We start from the raw sequence: 15,498 nt of genomic DNA, 5'->3' as shown, positions 1-15,498 counted from the left end.
TCGCAGCGGCGATGGCGTTTTTTTCGTACCACCACTACTCCATCCGGAGCGATATCCCAAATGAGCACCATCGAAGAACGCGTCAAGAAAATCGTCGTCGAACAACTCGGCGTCAAGGAAGAGGAAGTCACCACCAGCGCATCGTTCGTCGATGACCTGGGTGCCGACTCGCTGGACACCGTCGAGCTGGTGATGGCGCTGGAAGAAGAGTTCGAGTGCGAGATCCCGGACGAAGAGGCTGAAAAGATCACCTCGGTCCAGCAGGCGATCGACTACGTGAAGGCTCACGTCAAGAGCTGATGCGTTGTTCCTGGCCGCGGCGGCGTGCGTCAAGCCGCTGCTGCGTCAGACATTCCATGGGGCCGCTGATGCGGCCCTGTGTTTTTCAGCGTTAATCGCAAACCGCAAGCACCGTCTGTTGCGTGGTGAGGAGATCTGCAATGAGTCGTCGTGTTGTCGTTACCGGCATGGGCATGGTGTCGCCGCTGGGCAATGATCTGGCCACCAGCTGGGATGGAATCATCCACGGGCGCTCAGGCATTGGCCCGATCACGCAGATCGATGCCTCGCAGTTCACTACCAAGATCGCGGGTGAGATCAAGAATTTCGACCCCACGCTTTTTGTGTCCGCCAAGGACGTCAAGAAGATGGATTCGTTCATCCACTACGGCGTCGGCGCTTCGTTCATGGCGCTGGACGATTCCGGGCTGGAGATCGACGAAAGCAATGCCGAACGCATTGGCGCCATTCTCGGCTCCGGCATCGGCGGGCTGCTCGGTATCGAAGAGCAGACCATCAAATTCCATGAGGGCGGCGCGCGCAAGATTTCGCCGTTCTATGTGCCCAGCACCATCATCAACATGCTGCCGGGCCAGGTGAGCCTGATCAAAGGCCTGAAGGGCCCCACGTTCTCGGCTGTTTCCGCCTGCGCCACCTCCAATCACTCGATCGGCACCGCGATGCGGATGATCCAGTACGGCGATGCCGATGTAATGCTGGCCGGCGGCGCCGAGCGCGGGTCTTCGCCGAGCTCGGTGGGCGGTTTCTGCGCAATGAAGGCGATGTCCACCCGCAACGACGACCCGACCGCCGCCTCGCGTCCGTGGGACAAACGGCGCGATGGCTTCGTGCTCGGCGATGGCGCCGGCGTGCTGGTGCTGGAAGAGTACGAGCACGCCAAGGCGCGTGGTGCGCGTATCTATGCCGAGCTGGTCGGCTTCGGCGCCAGCTCCGATGCGTTCCACATGACTGCCCCCAGCGAAGATGGCGAAGGCGCGGCGCGCAGCATGGTTGCGGCGATGCGCGATGCCAAGCTCAATCCCGAGCAGATCGGTTACCTCAACGCGCACGGCACCTCCACGCCGTTGGGCGATCTGGCCGAGACGCTGGCGATGAAGCGCGCATTGGGCGACCACGCCTACAAGACCATGGTCAGTTCGACCAAGTCGATGACCGGTCATCTGCTCGGCGCGGCCGGCGGCGTGGAAGCGATCTTCTCGGTGATGGCGCTGCACACCGGCATCATCCCGCCGACGATCAACCTGGAAGAAGCCAGCGAAGGCTGCGACCTGGATTACGTGCCGAACGTGGCGCGCGAAGTGCAGGTGGACGCGGTGATGTCCAACGGCTTCGGCTTCGGCGGTACCAACGGTACGCTGGTGTTCAAGCGCCTCTGAGTTGGCGCGCCGTTCTTTTTACGGAGCACGGCGCGCAAGCTAGTTTTAGCCGCCGCGCGCGATGCGTCCGCGCGGCCTGATTTCTGATTCATAGCCCGACTCCATGTCGCTCGCCCTCTGCAGTTGCAGCAGGGCGGCGCGCTCTAGCACCCTACGCCAAACCAGGCCGATGACGCTCACCAGATCCCTGCATGCGGACATCGACCTGCTGGCGCTGCATCGGCTGGCGCCGCAGCGCTATCCGGTATTGCTCGAATCCACCGCCTTCGGTACCGAGCACGGTCGCTGGGATGTCTTGCTGCTTGCAGAAGGCGCAAGCCTGCGGCTCGACGCCGATGGGCACGCGCGCGATGGCGACGGACGCGTGCTGGAAGGCGGCTTTCTGGCTGCGCTGGATGCGGTGTGGCAGGCCGAGCGCGTGCCGCACGATGCGACAAGCCCGTGGCCGTTTCGCGGCGGCTGGGCGGTGTTGCTGGATTACGAACTGGCCTCGCAGGTCGAGCCGATTCTGCAGTTGCCTACCCGCGCCGACGGCTTGCCGAGCGCGCTGGCCTTGCGTGCGCCTGCAGCGGTGTTGCGCGATCAAGTAAATGGCCTGTGCATCGCACTGGCCGAGCCGGGCCGCGAGGATCTGCTGGCGCGCATCGTTGAGGACATCGCCGCCTGCGCCGTGCTGCCACCGTTGCCGGACTGGGTCGCTCCGGTGGCTGTCGAAGAAGACGCGCCCGAACGCTTCACCGATGCAGTGGAGCGCGTGCTCGCCTATCTGTGCGCTGGCGACGTGTTTCAGGCCAATATCTCGCGCGCCTGGCATGCGGTATTCGCTGCTGCGGTCGATCCGGCAGGGCTGCATGCGCGTCTGCGCGCGGCCAACCCCGCACCGTTTGCCGGCCTATTTGTGGCGGCGGGACGCGCGGTGGTGAGTTCCTCGCCGGAGCGACTGGTGTCGGTGCAGGGCGATGTAGTGCAGACGCGCCCGATCGCCGGCACCCGCGCGCGCTTTGCCGGTGACGACGATGCCGCGCGCATCCGCGAGCTGGTCGGCCACCCGAAGGAACGCGCCGAGCACGTCATGCTGATCGACCTGGAGCGCAACGACCTGGGGCGCATCTGTGCGCCGGGGACGGTGGAGGTGGATGAGCTGATGGGCGTGGAAAGCTACGTGCACGTGCACCACATCGTCAGCAATGTGCGCGGCCGTCTGCGCGCCGAGGTCACGCCCGGCGAGGTGATCGCAGCGGTGTTTCCTGGCGGCACGATTACCGGCTGCCCGAAGGTGCGCTGCATGCAGATCATCGCCGAGCTCGAATGCACCGCGCGCGGGGCCTACACCGGTGCGTTCGGCTGGCTCAATCGCGACGGCGACATGGATCTGAATATCCTGATCCGCACCGCCGAAGTGGCCGGGAACCAGGTGCATTTCCGCACCGGGGCCGGGATCGTGGTGGACTCGGATCCGCAGCGCGAGCTGGACGAAACCCGCGCCAAGGCGCGCGGCCTGCTGCGTGCATTCGACCAGACATGAGCGTTTCAACGGGACATCACCGGCGCGCGGTATCCTGCGCGGCGCTGGGGCAATGACGAGGTACGTGTGGCGGTGACTGGCAAACGTGGATGTCTGGCCGTGCTGGGCACGGCACTGTTGCTCGCGGCGCTGCTGGCGATTGCGGCTGTGGTGGCGTGGCGGCATTACCTGCACTTCGCCGATACACCGGTGAGCGCGAGCGCGCCCAGTGTGGTGATTGCGCCCGGTGATTCGCTCAAGGTGACGTTGCGCAAGTTGCGCGATGCCGGCGTGGCGCAGGGCGCGGATCTGGAATGGCAGCTGCTCGCGCGCCAGGTCGATGCGGCCGGCAAGCTCAAGGTGGGCGAATACGCGCTGGCACCGGCTCTCTCGCCGCGCGAGCTGCTTGAACGCATGCGCCAGGGCCGGGTGATCCAGTACCGCTTCACGATCGTGGAGGGCTGGAATTTCCGCCAATTGCGCGCGGCACTGGCGACCGCCACGCCGTTGCAGCAATCCATCGGCGCGCTGGACGATGCGGCTGTGATGGCGCGGTTGGGCTTTGCCAATCAACATCCGGAAGGCCGCTTCCTGCCGGAAACCTATCTCTACCAGCGCAGCGACAGCGATGTGGACGTGCTCAAGCGCGCGCACGTGGCCATGGACAAGGCATTGGCGCAGGCCTGGGAGCAGCGCGCTCCCAACTTGCCGCTGACCTCGCCGGAGCAGGCGCTGATCCTGGCCTCCATCATCGAAAAGGAGACCGCGCTGGGCAGCGAGCGACCGCTGATTGCCGGGGTGTTCCTGCGCCGCCTGCAGCTGGGCATGAAGCTGCAGACCGACCCGACCGTGATCTACGGCATCGGCAGCAGCTACGACGGCAATATCCGCCGCCGCGATCTGATCACCGATACGCCGTACAACACCTACACGCGTACCGGTCTGACCCCGACGCCAATCGCCATGCCCGGCCGTGAGGCCTTGCTGGCGGCGGTGCGTCCGGCGCCCGGCCAGGCGCTGTACTTCGTCGCGGTCGGCGATGGCACCGGCGCGCACGCGTTTTCGGCCACGCTGGCCGAGCACAATGCGGCGGTGGCGCGTTACCTGCAGCGCCGCCGCCTGCCGCAACCGGAACCAACGCCATGACCGCCGCATTTTCACCCTGGCAACAGCGCGCCTATGACCAGACCCTGGCCGCACTGGATGCCGGACGGCTCGGACACGGGCTGCTGATCTGCGGGCCGGACGGCCTGGGCAAGCGCGCGGTCGCGCTTGCACTGGCCGAGCACGTGCTGGCCAGCTCGCCGGACCCGGCGCTGGCGCAGCGCACGCGGCAATTGATCGCCGCCGGCACCCATCCGGATCTGCAGCTGATCTCGTTCATTCCCAATCGCACCGGCGACAAGCTGCGCACCGAGATCGTGATCGAGCAGGTGCGCGAGATTTCGCAGAAGCTCTCGCTGACCCCGCAGTACGGCATCGCGCAGGTGGTGATCGTCGACCCGGCCGATGCGATCAATCGCGCTGCCTGCAACGCCTTGCTCAAGACGCTGGAAGAACCGTCGCCGGGCCGCTACCTGTGGCTGATCAGCGCGCAGCCGGCGCGCTTGCCGGCGACCATCCGCAGCCGCTGCCAGCGCCTGGAGTTCAAGCTGCCGCCCGCGCACGAGGCGCTGGCCTGGTTGCTGTCCCAAGGCGTTGGCGAGCGGGCTGCACAGGAAGCGCTGGAGGCCGCACGCGGCCATCCGGGGCTTGCGGCGCAGTGGTTGCGCGAAGATGGCCTGGCGGTACGTCGCACGGTGGCGCAGGATCTGGAGCAGATCGCCGCCGGGCGCACCAGCGCCGTGGATGTTGCGCAGCGCTGGACCAACGACGGCCAGGCCGACCAACGTCTGCGCCACGCCGCCGACCTGGCGCTGGCACAGGCATCGGCCGGCTTGACCGATCCATCGCGGTTGCACAAGCTGGCGACCTGGTTCGACGCCGCCAATCGCACACGCGATCTGCTGCGCACCACCGTCCGCGCCGATCTGGCGGTGACGGAATTGTTGCTGTCCTGGCGCGAGGGAGAGCGTCCGGTACGTTCTAGGGGAACTCGATGAGTGCAATGAATGCACGCCAAGGCATTTTGTCGCTGGCGCTGAAAGACAAACCGGCGCTCTACAGCGCCTACATGCCGTTCGTGAAAGGTGGCGGCATCTTCGTGCCCACGCCCAAGCGCTACATGCTCGGCGACGAAGTGTTCCTGCTGCTGACGCTGCCGGACTCCAGCGAGCGCCTGCCGGTCGCCGGCAAGGTCATCTGGACCACGCCCGCCGGCGCGCAGGGCAACCGCGCTGCCGGCATCGGCGTGCAGTTCCCGGACGGCCCGGAAGGCGAGGCGGTGCGCAACAAGATCGAGACGCTGCTGGCAGGGTTGACGACTTCGGATAAGCCGACGCATACGATGTGAGGCAATGCGTGCGATGCGGTGCATGCTCGCGCGGGTGATTGTGGTCATGTTTGGAGTACATGGTCACGTTACGTATCGGGCGTTCGAACGGTGAGAGATCGATCACCCCCAACGTCGCTGCCAGGTCGTCGGACCGCCGCGCCTACTCATCAGAATGGGGCGTTTTCGACAGCATCGCTGCGGTCGTAGATGAACCTGTTGACGACCGCCGCAGCTGCCCTATAATGTGCGGCTCGCGTCACCGGGCGGTTAGCTCAGCGGTAGAGCATTGCCTTCACACGGCAAGGGTCACAAGTTCGAACCTTGTACCGCCCACCATCGAAATCCAGTAGCAGATAAGGGTTTCAGCGCGAGAAGAGAAGAGAAGAGCCGGCCAAGTGCCGGCTTTTTGTTGTCCTGCAAGGTGTTGAGCATCTGGTTCAGTTGAGTATTTGTGCCGCCTGACAGATGTCGTCGAATCGTTGTGGCTGTCCAACGCTCCGTTTGGCGGGTGTCGCCGGCAGCGTGGATGGGCAAGGATTACGTGTAGTGGTAGCGCGCCTGAGCAATCAGCAGGATGCCGTTCTCGGCCTTGTAGACAATCCGGTGTTCGTCGTTGATGCGGCGTGACCAGTAGCCCGCCAGCGCATGGCGCAACGGTTCGGGTTTGCCGATGCCCTGGAAAGGATCGCGCTGAATGGCCTTGATCAACTCGTTGATGCGCTTGAGCATCTTCCTGTCGGTCTGTTGCCAATGGAGGTAGTCCTCCCAGGCATTGTCCGCAAACTGCAGAATCACTCAGCCAGTTCCCGTTCCTTGCCGTGACCGGCCTCAAGCTGGGCGATGGATTCCAGTAGACGTTGCGCGCTCTTTGGGCTGCGCAACAAGTAGGCGGTCTCCTCCATCGCTTTGTAGTCTTCCAGCGACACCATGACCACGGCGCGCTCACCGCTGCGCGTGATGATCACCGGCTCGTGGTCGTTGACCACACGGTCCATGGTGTCGGCGAGAGAGGCACGCGCGGCGCTGTAGGAGATGGTGTTCATAAGGTGATCCGGACATGTACAGGAAATTGTACGCGTGTGCATGAGGGAGTCAACTGTCCAGTCTGCTAGCCTTCGGGCTAATTCAACGTCCCTTACCGTCATGCTGTTCCGGTTGTGCCTGCTTCTTGCGGGCCCGCGAATGAATCGCCATCCTGCAACACCCCGCGTTGAAGAAGGAGTGGCGATGAAGACGCTGCTTGGAAGTGCTCTGGTTGCGATGGTGCTGATGGCCGGCTGTGCCCGCGATGTGGGCGAGCAGTACGTGGGCAAGTGGGTCAACGTGAAGTCGCAGAAGAACGTGCTGAGCATCGAGCACAATGGCGAGAGCTTCATCATTCGCGATACCACGCCGGAGTTGTTGGGCAGCGGCGTCAAGACAAAGAATCATCCGGCAATCTTGAACAAGGGTGTGCTGCAGGTGTCCAGCGCGGATGGCACCGTCAATTACGCGATTGATCAGGCGACCGGCCATTTGAGCACGGGCGATAGCGAGTACACGCGGGTCAAGTGATCGCTACGCGCTCGTTCAATGGCGTGCGCTGGAGTGGGCGGCGCTACGTGTGCGGCGGGATCGCATCACCAACGTAGCAGCGGCCATGTCGTGTGGATTGCGTCGCTGGTTTGTGACTGCTGACCGCGATTCTTGCGTTCTCAACGACGCGCTGCCAAGCCCCGTGCTTGTGTCCTAATCAGGCGATACCAGAGCCCGCAGCTGCGTCTTAGACACCCAAAGCCAAGTGTGCGTTTGGATCCTAAGCACGCGATGCCAACGCGTGCGCCTGCATCCAGCGCCACAAGGTGGTGCGCGAGACGCCGAGTACTTGTGCGGCGAGGGCGCGATTGCCGTTTGCTTGCTCAAGCGCTGCACTGACTGCTGTTGCAGTGAGTTGCATGCGTGAGGTTGCAAGATCGGTGTGTTGAACAGCTTCTATGCTGTCGCCAAGGTGCATGTCAAATAGCTCTGGCGCCCAGCTTTCCAATTGATCCAGGCTCAGGTTGTCGTGTGGCTGTGCCTTCCAGTGGATGCACAGGCGTTCGACCAGATTGCGTAGTTCGCGCACGTTGCCTGGCCACGCGTGCTGTTGCAGCCGCTGCAATGCTGTCGGTGTCAGTGGTGAAGGGATACTGCCGAGTTGCTGGAAGTAATGTGTTAGCAACAAGGCGATCTCGTTGGGTCGGTTGCGCAGCGGCGGCAGTGCGATGCGCAGCGCTGCCAGCCGATAAAAAAGATCGCGGCGGAAGCGTCCTTGTTCGACCAGTGTCTGCAGCGGTTGCAGGCTTGCGGCGACGACGCGCACGTCGACAGCGACCGGCAGCGTGGCGCCGACACGTAGCACTTCGCGCTCCTCCAGTACGCGCAATAAGCGTGTCTGCAGCGGCATCGGCAGTTCGCCGATTTCGTCGAGAAACAAGGTGCCGTCTTGCGCGGCTTCGATCAGGCCGATGTGCCCGCCGCGGCGCGCGCCGGTGAATGCACCATCGCTATAGCCGAATAATTCTGCTTCCAGCAGCGATTCGCTGATGGCGCCGCAGTTGATGGCGACAAAGCGGCCGCGCCGACGGCTGCCGGCATGCAGTTGGCGCGCGACCAATTCCTTGCCGGTGCCGGTCTCGCCGCTGATCAACACAGTACCTGGGTGTGGTGCGTACAGCTGCACCAACGCGCGCACGTGCGCCATTGCCGCGTCTTCGCCAAGCAAGGCATCGGTGCGGCGAACGCGACGTGTGCCGGTGCGGCCGGTAGGGCGATCGTTACTGGGCGCGGTGCCCAAGGCGATGGCGTGTTCGAGCGCCAGGCGTACCGAATCTGCCGAATACAACAGCACGCCGGGCAAGCCGGCCTGTTCGGCGAAATCGATCGCCATGCCGGTGCCGACGATGACCTGGATGCCGCTGGCACGCAGGTCGGCGATGCAGTCGCGGGCGTCTTCGGCGGTGACGAAACGGCGGTGTTCTATGTCGAGGTCGAAGCTTTGCTGGAATGCGCGGAACGAGGGCACATCGGTGGCGTGGGTGACCACGCCGATGCGCGGCGCGATACGCCGTGCGCGCGCCAGCGCTTCCATCAGATCGAACCCGGTGGCCTGGATCGGCGCCAGCGGCAGCGCAAGCCGGCTGCGCAAATAAGCGGCGTTGGAGCCGCCGGCGACCAGCACATCGCAGCGCTCGCGGCGCAGACGCTGGCCAATCACCTCCACTGCTTCGGCAAAGCCGAGATTGATCTGCTCGATGCGCGCGCGCTGGTCGAACTCGGGGATGACATCGGCCAGCAGGCCGGTCAGACGCGAGACGCTGACGGTCCAGATCACAGGTGATGAGACGTCCGAAGGCTCGGAGATGGAGGGTGTGCGCATCATGCGGTCGCGTTTCAATGACGTTTCATGCTGCTCCATACGTTGCGGATTTGCAACAAATTGAAATGGTCTCGGCAGTAAAATCAAAGGGTTACAGTTGGCATGCCACTTGCGCCCATCACCGTATCCCAACCCAGGAATCGCCATGACGTCTTTGCCCACCGCTTCCGCCGGCACGCGCTTCCGCGCCGCACTGGCTACCGAATCACCGCTGCAGGTGATCGGCGCGATCAACGCCAACCATGCGCTGCTGGCCCAGCGCGCCGGCTACCAGGCGATCTATTTGTCGGGCGGCGGTGTGGCGGCCGGCTCGTTAGGGTTGCCTGACCTGGGCATCAACACGCTGGAAGACGTGCTGATCGACGTGCGCCGCATCACCGATGTCTGCGAACTGCCGCTGCTGGTGGATGTGGACACCGGCTTCGGGCCGAGTGCGTTCAACATCGAGCGCACCATCAAATCGCTGATCAAGGCGGACGCGGCCGGTTGCCATATCGAAGATCAGGTGGGCGCCAAGCGCTGCGGACATCGGCCGGGCAAGGAGATCGTTAGCCAGGGCGAGATGGTGGATCGGGTCAAGGCGGCCGCCGATGCCAAGACCGATGCGGCGTTCTTTTTGATTGCACGCACCGATGCGATCCAGATGGAAGGCGTGGATGCGGCGATCGAACGCGCCATCGCCTGCGTGGAAGCAGGTGCCGACGGCATCTTCGCCGAGGCCGCGTACGACCTGGACACCTACAAGCGCTTCGTCGACGCGGTGCGCGTGCCGGTACTGGCCAACATCACCGAATTCGGCAAAACCCCGCTGTTTACCCGCGACCAACTTGCGCAGGCCGGTGTGGCAATCCAGCTGTTTCCGTTGTCCGCATTCCGTGCGGCCAACAAGGCGGCCGAGGCGGTCTACACCGCGATTCGTCGCGACGGTCATCAACAGGCCGTGCTCGAAAGCATGCAGACACGCGAAGAGCTGTACGAACGCATCGGCTACCACGGTTACGAGCAGCGCCTGGATGCGCTGTTTGCGCGCAAAGGCGCATGATCGCGCTCTGCTGCGCGCACGTTTCGCCACCTCATCCGTGACACCGCAACACGACATAGTTTGGGAGCTCATCGCATGAACGACACCGTCAATCCCGGCTTCAAGCCGAAAAAATCCGTTGCATTGTCCGGTACTACTGCAGGCAACACCGCGTTGTGTACGGTGGGGCGCAGCGGCAACGATCTGCATTACCGCGGGTACGACATTCTGGATCTGGCAACCACCAGCGAGTTCGAGGAAATCGCGTATCTGCTGGTGCACGGCAAGTTGCCCAACAGCGGCGAACTGCGCGGCTACAAGGCCAAATTACGCTCGCTGCGCGGCGTGCCGGCTGCGGTGAAAACAGCGCTGGAGCAACTGCCGCCATCGGCACACCCGATGGATGTGATGCGCACCGGTGTGTCGGTACTGGGCTGCCTGCAGCCGGAAAAGGACGACCACAATCATCCCGGCGCGCGCGATATCGCCGACAAGCTGATGGCCTCGTTGGGCTCGATGTTGCTGTACTGGTATCACTACAGTCATAACGGCAAGCGTATCGAGGTGGAGACCGACGACGATTCCATTGGCGGGCATTTTCTGCATCTGTTGCACGGCTTTGCGCCGAAGGACTCATGGGTGCGTGCGATGCACACCAGTCTGATCCTGTACGCCGAGCATGAGTTCAACGCGTCCACGTTCGCGAGCCGGGTGATTGCCGGCACCGGTAGCGATATGTACAGCGCCATCGCCGGCGGCATCGGCGCATTGCGCGGGCCCAAGCATGGCGGTGCCAACGAAGTGGCGTTCGACATACAGAAGCGCTACGACACCCCGGATGAAGCCGAGGCCGATATCAAGGCACGCGTGGAGCGCAAGGAAGTGGTGATCGGCTTTGGGCATCCGGTCTACACCGTGTCCGATCCGCGCAACAAGGTGATCAAGGAGGTGGCGCGCGAGCTGTCCGACGAGCAGGGTAGCCGCAAGATGTACGACATCGCCGAGCGGCTGGAGACGGTGATGTGGGACATCAAGAAAATGTTCCCCAACCTGGATTGGTTCAGTGCGGTGAGCTACCACATGATGGGCGTGCCGACCGCGATGTTTACGCCGCTATTCGTGCTGGCGCGCACCGCCGGTTGGAGCGCGCACATCATCGAGCAACGCGTGGACGGCAAGATCATTCGTCCCTCGGCCAATTACACCGGGCCGGAAGATCAGGTGTTCGTGCCGTTGGATCAGCGCCCCTGAGAACGCGCTCGCCGTTGGAGTGGTCCACCTCGATCGCCGTCGTTCAATGAAGGCGGTCGAGCTCTCGCAAGTGCGATGAGAGATGGCAAAACCCCAAAGGCGTCTGAAACTCTAATCCGAATCCCGAATCCCGAATCCCGAATCCCGAATCCCGAATCCCGAATCCCGATTCCCGATTCCCGATTCCCGAAATGCCCCCGCCTGCTTTGTGATATCGCCAGCCATGAATAGCCAGTACCGCAAGCCCTTGCCGGGCACCTCGTTGGATTATTTCGATGCACGTGCCGCCGTGGACGCGCTGCAACCCGGCGCCTACGCAACGCTGCCGTACACCGCGCGCGTGCACGCCGAAAACCTGGTGCGGCGTGCCGAGCCGCAGATGCTGGAGGCTTACTTGCGTCAGTTGATCGAGCGCAAGCGCGACCTGGATTTCCCGTGGTTTCCGGCGCGCGTGGTGTGCCACGACATTCTGGGGCAGACCGCCCTGGTCGACCTGGCCGGCTTGCGCGATGCGATCGCCGAGCAGGGGGGCGATCCGGCGCAGGTCAATCCGGTGGTGCCGGTGCAGTTGATCGTCGACCACTCGCTGGCGGTGGAATACGCCGGCTTCGACAAGCAGGCCTTTGCCAAGAATCGCAGCGTGGAAGACCGTCGTAATGCCGACCGCTTTCATTTCATCGAATGGACCAAGCGCGCGTTCGAGAACATGGAAGTGATTCCGCCGGGCAACGGGATCATGCATCAGATCAATCTGGAGAAAATGTCGCCGGTGATCTACACGCTCGATGGTGTTGCGTTTCCGGATACCTGCGTGGGCACCGACAGCCACACACCGCATGTGGATGCGCTGGGCGTCATCGCAGTGGGCGTGGGCGGATTGGAAGCGGAAAACGTGATGCTCGGGCGCGCATCGTGGATGCGCTTGCCCGACATCATCGGTGTGGAGTTGCTGGGCAAGCCAGCGCCCGGTATCACCGCCACCGACATCGTGCTGGCGTTGACCGAGTTCTTGCGTCAGCAACGTGTGGTTGGTGCTTATCTCGAGTTTTATGGAGCCGGCGCCAGCGCGCTCACCATCGGCGACCGCGCCACCATTTCCAACATGACGCCTGAGTTCGGTGCCACCGCGGCGATGTTCTATATCGACCAGCAGACGCTCGACTATCTACGCTTGACCGGGCGCGAAGACGCGCAGATTGCCCTTGTCGAAACCTACGCGCGCCACACCGGCTTGTGGGCGGATGATCTGGTCACCGCGCAGTACGAGCGCGTGCTGCAGTTCGATCTGGCCAGCGTGGTGCGCAACATGGCCGGCCCGTCCAATCCGCATAAGCGGGTGGCGACCAGCGAGCTGGCTAGCCGCGGCATTGCCGGCGCTTGGGAAGACGTGCCGGGCCAGATGCCCGATGGCGCAGTGATCATCGCGGCGATCACCTCATGCACCAACACCTCCAACCCACGCAACGTCATCGCTGCCGGTTTGCTGGCGCGTAATGCAAATGCACGTGGACTGACGCGCAAACCGTGGGTGAAAAGTTCGCTGGCGCCAGGCTCCAAGGCGGTGCAGTTGTATCTGGAAGAGGCCGGCTTGCTGAGCGAGCTGGAGCAGCTGGGCTTCGGCATCGTGGCGTTCGCGTGCACCACCTGCAATGGCATGAGTGGCGCGCTGGATCCGGTGATCCAGCAGGAAATCATCGACCGCGATCTGTATGCGACAGCAGTGTTGTCGGGCAACCGTAATTTCGACGGGCGCATCCATCCGTATGCCAAGCAGGCGTTTCTCGCATCGCCGCCGTTGGTGATTGCCTATGCCATCGCCGGCACGGTGCGCTTCGATATCGAAAAAGATGTGCTGGGTATCGATGCCGATGGCGTGGCGGTGACGCTCAAGGATCTGTGGCCCAGCGATGCGGAGATCGATGCGGTGGTGGCGCGCAGCGTCAAGCCAGAGCATTTCCGCAGCGTTTACGACCCGATGTTCAAGCGCAGCGTGGGGCAGGGCATGCAGGTGAGCCCGCTGTACGCCTGGCGGCCGACTAGTACCTACATCCGGCGCCCGCCGTATTGGGAAGGCGCGCTGGCCGGTGCGCGCAGCTTGCGTGGCATGCGCCCGTTGGCGGTGCTGGGCGACAACATCACCACCGACCATCTGTCGCCGTCGAATGCGATCCAGGCCGGCAGTGCGGCCGGTGAATACCTGGCACTGATGGGCGTGCCGGAAGAAGACTTCAATTCCTACGCCACCCATCGCGGCGATCACCTCACCGCGCAGCGCGCCACCTTCGCCAACCCCAAGCTGATCAACGAAATGGCGGTGGTCGATGGACAGATCACCGCCGGCTCGCTGGCGCGTCTGGAACCGGAAGGGCAGGTGCTGCGCATGTGGGAAGCGATCGAAACCTACATGACGCGCAAGCAGCCGCTGATCATCATCGCCGGTGCCGATTACGGGCAGGGGTCCTCGCGCGACTGGGCGGCCAAGGGCGTACGGCTGGCCGGGGTGGAGGTGATCGTAGCTGAAGGCTTCGAGCGGATTCACCGCACCAATCTGATCGGCATGGGCGTGTTGCCGCTGGAGTTCAAGCCGGGCACCGACCGCAAGACGCTGGGCATCGACGGCAGCGAAACCTTCGACGTGATGGGCGAACGCACGCCCGGCGCCACGCTGACGCTGTCGATCCATCGGCGCAACGGCGAGCAGTTGCAGGTGCCGGTGACGTGCCGGCTGGATACTGCCGAAGAGGTGTCGATCTACGAGGCCGGTGGCGTGCTGCAACGGTTTGCGCAGGATTTTCTGGAGAGCCGGGAATCGGGAGCCGGGAATCGAGATGCGTTGAAAGCGACATCGGCATCGCAAGCACACTAGCGTCCATGGCTCCCGGCGTCGTACTGCCGCTCTAATCCCCCATCCCCAATCCCGGCCTTCACCCATGACCCATCTCCCCCAACTCCGCATTCCCGCCACCTATATGCGCGGCGGTACCAGCAAGGGCGTGTTCTTTCGCCTGCAGGATTTGCCTGCCGCCGCGCAGCAGCCCGGTCCTGCGCGCGATGCGTTGTTGTTGCGGGTGGTCGGTAGCCCGGATCCGTATGCCAAGCAGATCGATGGCATGGGCGGGGCGACTTCGAGCACCAGCAAGAGCGTGATTGTCTCTGCAAGCACACGCGCCGGGCACGATGTGGATTATCTGTTCGGGCAGGTGGCCATTGACAGCGCGTTCGTGGACTGGAGCGGCAACTGCGGCAATCTGTCGGCAGCGGTGGGGCCGTTTGCGATTGCCAATGGCCTGATCGACCCCGCGCGGGTGCCGCGCGATGGTGTGGCGACGGTGCGGATCTGGCAGGCCAATATCGGCAAGACCATCGTGGCGCATGTGCCGATGACTGATGGTCAGGTACAGGAAACCGGCGACTTCGAACTGGATGGGGTGACCTTTCCGGCGGCCGAGGTGCAGCTGGAATTTCTCGACCCGGCCGATGCTGCAGAAGGCGAGGGCGGGGCGATGTTCCCCACCGGCAAGCTGGTCGATCAATTGGAGATTCCGGGCCTGGGCACGATCGCCGCGACGCTGATCAATGCCGGCATCCCGACCATCTTCGTCAATGCGCGCGACTTGGGCTACACCGGCACCGAGTTGCAGGAGGCGATCAATGGTGACCCGCGTGCGCTGACGATGTTCGAGACCTTGCGCGCGCACGGCGCGGTGCGGATGGGGTTGATTGCGAAAGTGGAAGATGCCGCCACGCGGCAGCACACGCCGAAGGTGGCGTTCGTTGCGCCGCCGGCCGATTACGTTGCGTCCAGCGGCAAGCCGGTGCACGCGGCCGAACTCGATCTGCTGGTGCGCGCGATGTCGATGGGCAAGTTGCATCACGCGATGATGGGCACTGCGGCGGTGGCCATCGGCACGGCAGCCGCTGTGCCCGGCACCTTGGTCAATCTTGCAGCGGGCGGCGCGACGCGCTCGGCGGTGCGCTTCGGGCATCCGTCCGGCACGTTGCGCGTTGGCGCGGAAGCGCAGTTGGTGGATGGCCAGTGGCAGGTGACCAAGGCGCTGATGAGCCGCAGTGCGCGGGTGCTGATGGAAGGTTGGGTGCGGGTGCCGGGTGATGTTGTGCAGGCCCAGTGATCGGCGCCAAGCGTCACGGAATGCCGCCGCTACCGCTGGCGATGTCAGCGCCTTTCCCCATGATTGGAACAGCAGGGCCAAGCCT

14 protein-coding genes and 1 tRNA gene are annotated in these 15,498 nt (G+C 63.8%); 12 read left to right on the top strand and 3 right to left on the bottom strand.

Features of this window, described 5'->3' with window-relative positions; genetic code table 11:
* The first annotated feature begins 60 nt into the window (after window positions 1–60).
* From acpP to AC1PLU_RS16890, 7 genes are all read left to right on the top strand, one after another.
* On the top strand, window positions 61–300 hold the full coding sequence (acpP, locus tag AC1PLU_RS16920) for an acyl carrier protein (RefSeq protein WP_002814322.1): 240 nt from the start codon (window positions 61–63) through the stop codon (window positions 298–300).
* A gap of 140 nt (window positions 301–440) precedes the next feature.
* Window positions 441–1,676 carry a beta-ketoacyl-ACP synthase II gene (gene fabF, locus AC1PLU_RS16915; protein WP_481106829.1) on the top strand — a complete coding sequence of 412 codons (1,236 nt, stop codon included), beginning with the start codon at window positions 441–443 and terminating at the stop codon, window positions 1,674–1,676.
* Window positions 1,677–1,845: 169 nt separating this feature from the next.
* On the top strand, window positions 1,846–3,201 hold the full coding sequence (locus tag AC1PLU_RS16910; RefSeq protein ID WP_481106828.1) for an aminodeoxychorismate synthase component I: 1,356 nt from the start codon (window positions 1,846–1,848) through the stop codon (window positions 3,199–3,201).
* A 66-nt stretch (window positions 3,202–3,267) separates the two neighbouring features.
* Complete coding sequence (gene mltG / locus AC1PLU_RS16905; RefSeq protein WP_481106827.1) at window positions 3,268–4,326, top strand: endolytic transglycosylase MltG; 1,059 nt, start codon at window positions 3,268–3,270, stop codon at window positions 4,324–4,326.
* The gene (locus AC1PLU_RS16900; RefSeq protein ID WP_481106826.1) at window positions 4,323–5,282 is read left to right on the top strand and encodes a DNA polymerase III subunit delta'; all 960 of its coding nucleotides are present in this window, start codon (window positions 4,323–4,325) and stop codon (window positions 5,280–5,282) included. The genes mltG and AC1PLU_RS16900 overlap by 4 nt, the downstream gene beginning before the upstream one ends.
* Window positions 5,279–5,632 (top strand): PilZ domain-containing protein, encoded by a 354-nt coding sequence (locus tag AC1PLU_RS16895; protein ID WP_003483889.1) that lies wholly within the window; start codon window positions 5,279–5,281, stop codon window positions 5,630–5,632. Before AC1PLU_RS16900 ends, AC1PLU_RS16895 begins: the two co-directional genes overlap by 4 nt.
* Before the next feature lie 243 nt (window positions 5,633–5,875).
* Window positions 5,876–5,950, top strand: a tRNA-Val gene (locus tag AC1PLU_RS16890).
* Between the two features lie 201 nt (window positions 5,951–6,151).
* On the opposite strand, the gene AC1PLU_RS16885 is transcribed toward AC1PLU_RS16890, so the two are convergent.
* Window positions 6,152–6,409: a Txe/YoeB family addiction module toxin gene (locus AC1PLU_RS16885; RefSeq protein WP_481106825.1), complete on the bottom strand. Its 258-nt coding sequence runs from the start codon at window positions 6,407–6,409 to the stop codon at window positions 6,152–6,154.
* Window positions 6,406–6,657, bottom strand: coding sequence for a type II toxin-antitoxin system Phd/YefM family antitoxin (locus AC1PLU_RS16880; RefSeq protein WP_481106824.1), 252 nt, complete (start codon window positions 6,655–6,657; stop codon window positions 6,406–6,408). The genes AC1PLU_RS16885 and AC1PLU_RS16880 overlap by 4 nt, the downstream gene beginning before the upstream one ends.
* A gap of 184 nt (window positions 6,658–6,841) precedes the next feature.
* Between AC1PLU_RS16880 and AC1PLU_RS16875 the strand changes: the two genes are divergently transcribed.
* Window positions 6,842–7,168 carry a hypothetical protein gene (locus AC1PLU_RS16875; protein ID WP_481093696.1) on the top strand — a complete coding sequence of 109 codons (327 nt, stop codon included), beginning with the start codon at window positions 6,842–6,844 and terminating at the stop codon, window positions 7,166–7,168.
* Window positions 7,169–7,409: 241 nt separating this feature from the next.
* On the opposite strand, the gene prpR is transcribed toward AC1PLU_RS16875, so the two are convergent.
* Window positions 7,410–9,188: a propionate catabolism operon regulatory protein PrpR gene (gene prpR, locus AC1PLU_RS16870; protein WP_481106823.1), complete on the bottom strand. Its 1,779-nt coding sequence runs from the start codon at window positions 9,186–9,188 to the stop codon at window positions 7,410–7,412.
* On the opposite strand from prpR, the gene prpB reads away from it, so the two are divergent.
* From prpB to prpF, 4 genes are all read left to right on the top strand, one after another.
* The gene (prpB, locus tag AC1PLU_RS16865; protein WP_481106822.1) at window positions 9,157–10,053 is read left to right on the top strand and encodes a methylisocitrate lyase; all 897 of its coding nucleotides are present in this window, start codon (window positions 9,157–9,159) and stop codon (window positions 10,051–10,053) included. The two genes, prpR and prpB, sit on opposite strands and share 32 nt — an antisense overlap.
* 75 nt (window positions 10,054–10,128) lie before the next feature.
* The gene (prpC, locus tag AC1PLU_RS16860) at window positions 10,129–11,283 is read left to right on the top strand and encodes a bifunctional 2-methylcitrate synthase/citrate synthase (protein WP_481106821.1); all 1,155 of its coding nucleotides are present in this window, start codon (window positions 10,129–10,131) and stop codon (window positions 11,281–11,283) included.
* 223 nt (window positions 11,284–11,506) lie between these two features.
* Window positions 11,507–14,149 carry a Fe/S-dependent 2-methylisocitrate dehydratase AcnD gene (acnD, locus tag AC1PLU_RS16855; protein WP_481106820.1) on the top strand — a complete coding sequence of 881 codons (2,643 nt, stop codon included), beginning with the start codon at window positions 11,507–11,509 and terminating at the stop codon, window positions 14,147–14,149.
* A gap of 64 nt (window positions 14,150–14,213) precedes the next feature.
* Complete coding sequence (gene prpF / locus AC1PLU_RS16850) at window positions 14,214–15,413, top strand: 2-methylaconitate cis-trans isomerase PrpF (protein WP_481106819.1); 1,200 nt, start codon at window positions 14,214–14,216, stop codon at window positions 15,411–15,413.
* Window positions 15,414–15,498 lie beyond the last annotated feature (85 nt).

This window comes from Xanthomonas sp. NCPPB 2933, assembly GCF_056725225.1.
The sequence above is the reverse complement of the archived record's forward strand: the minus strand, read 5'-3'. Positions and strand labels throughout refer to the sequence as shown.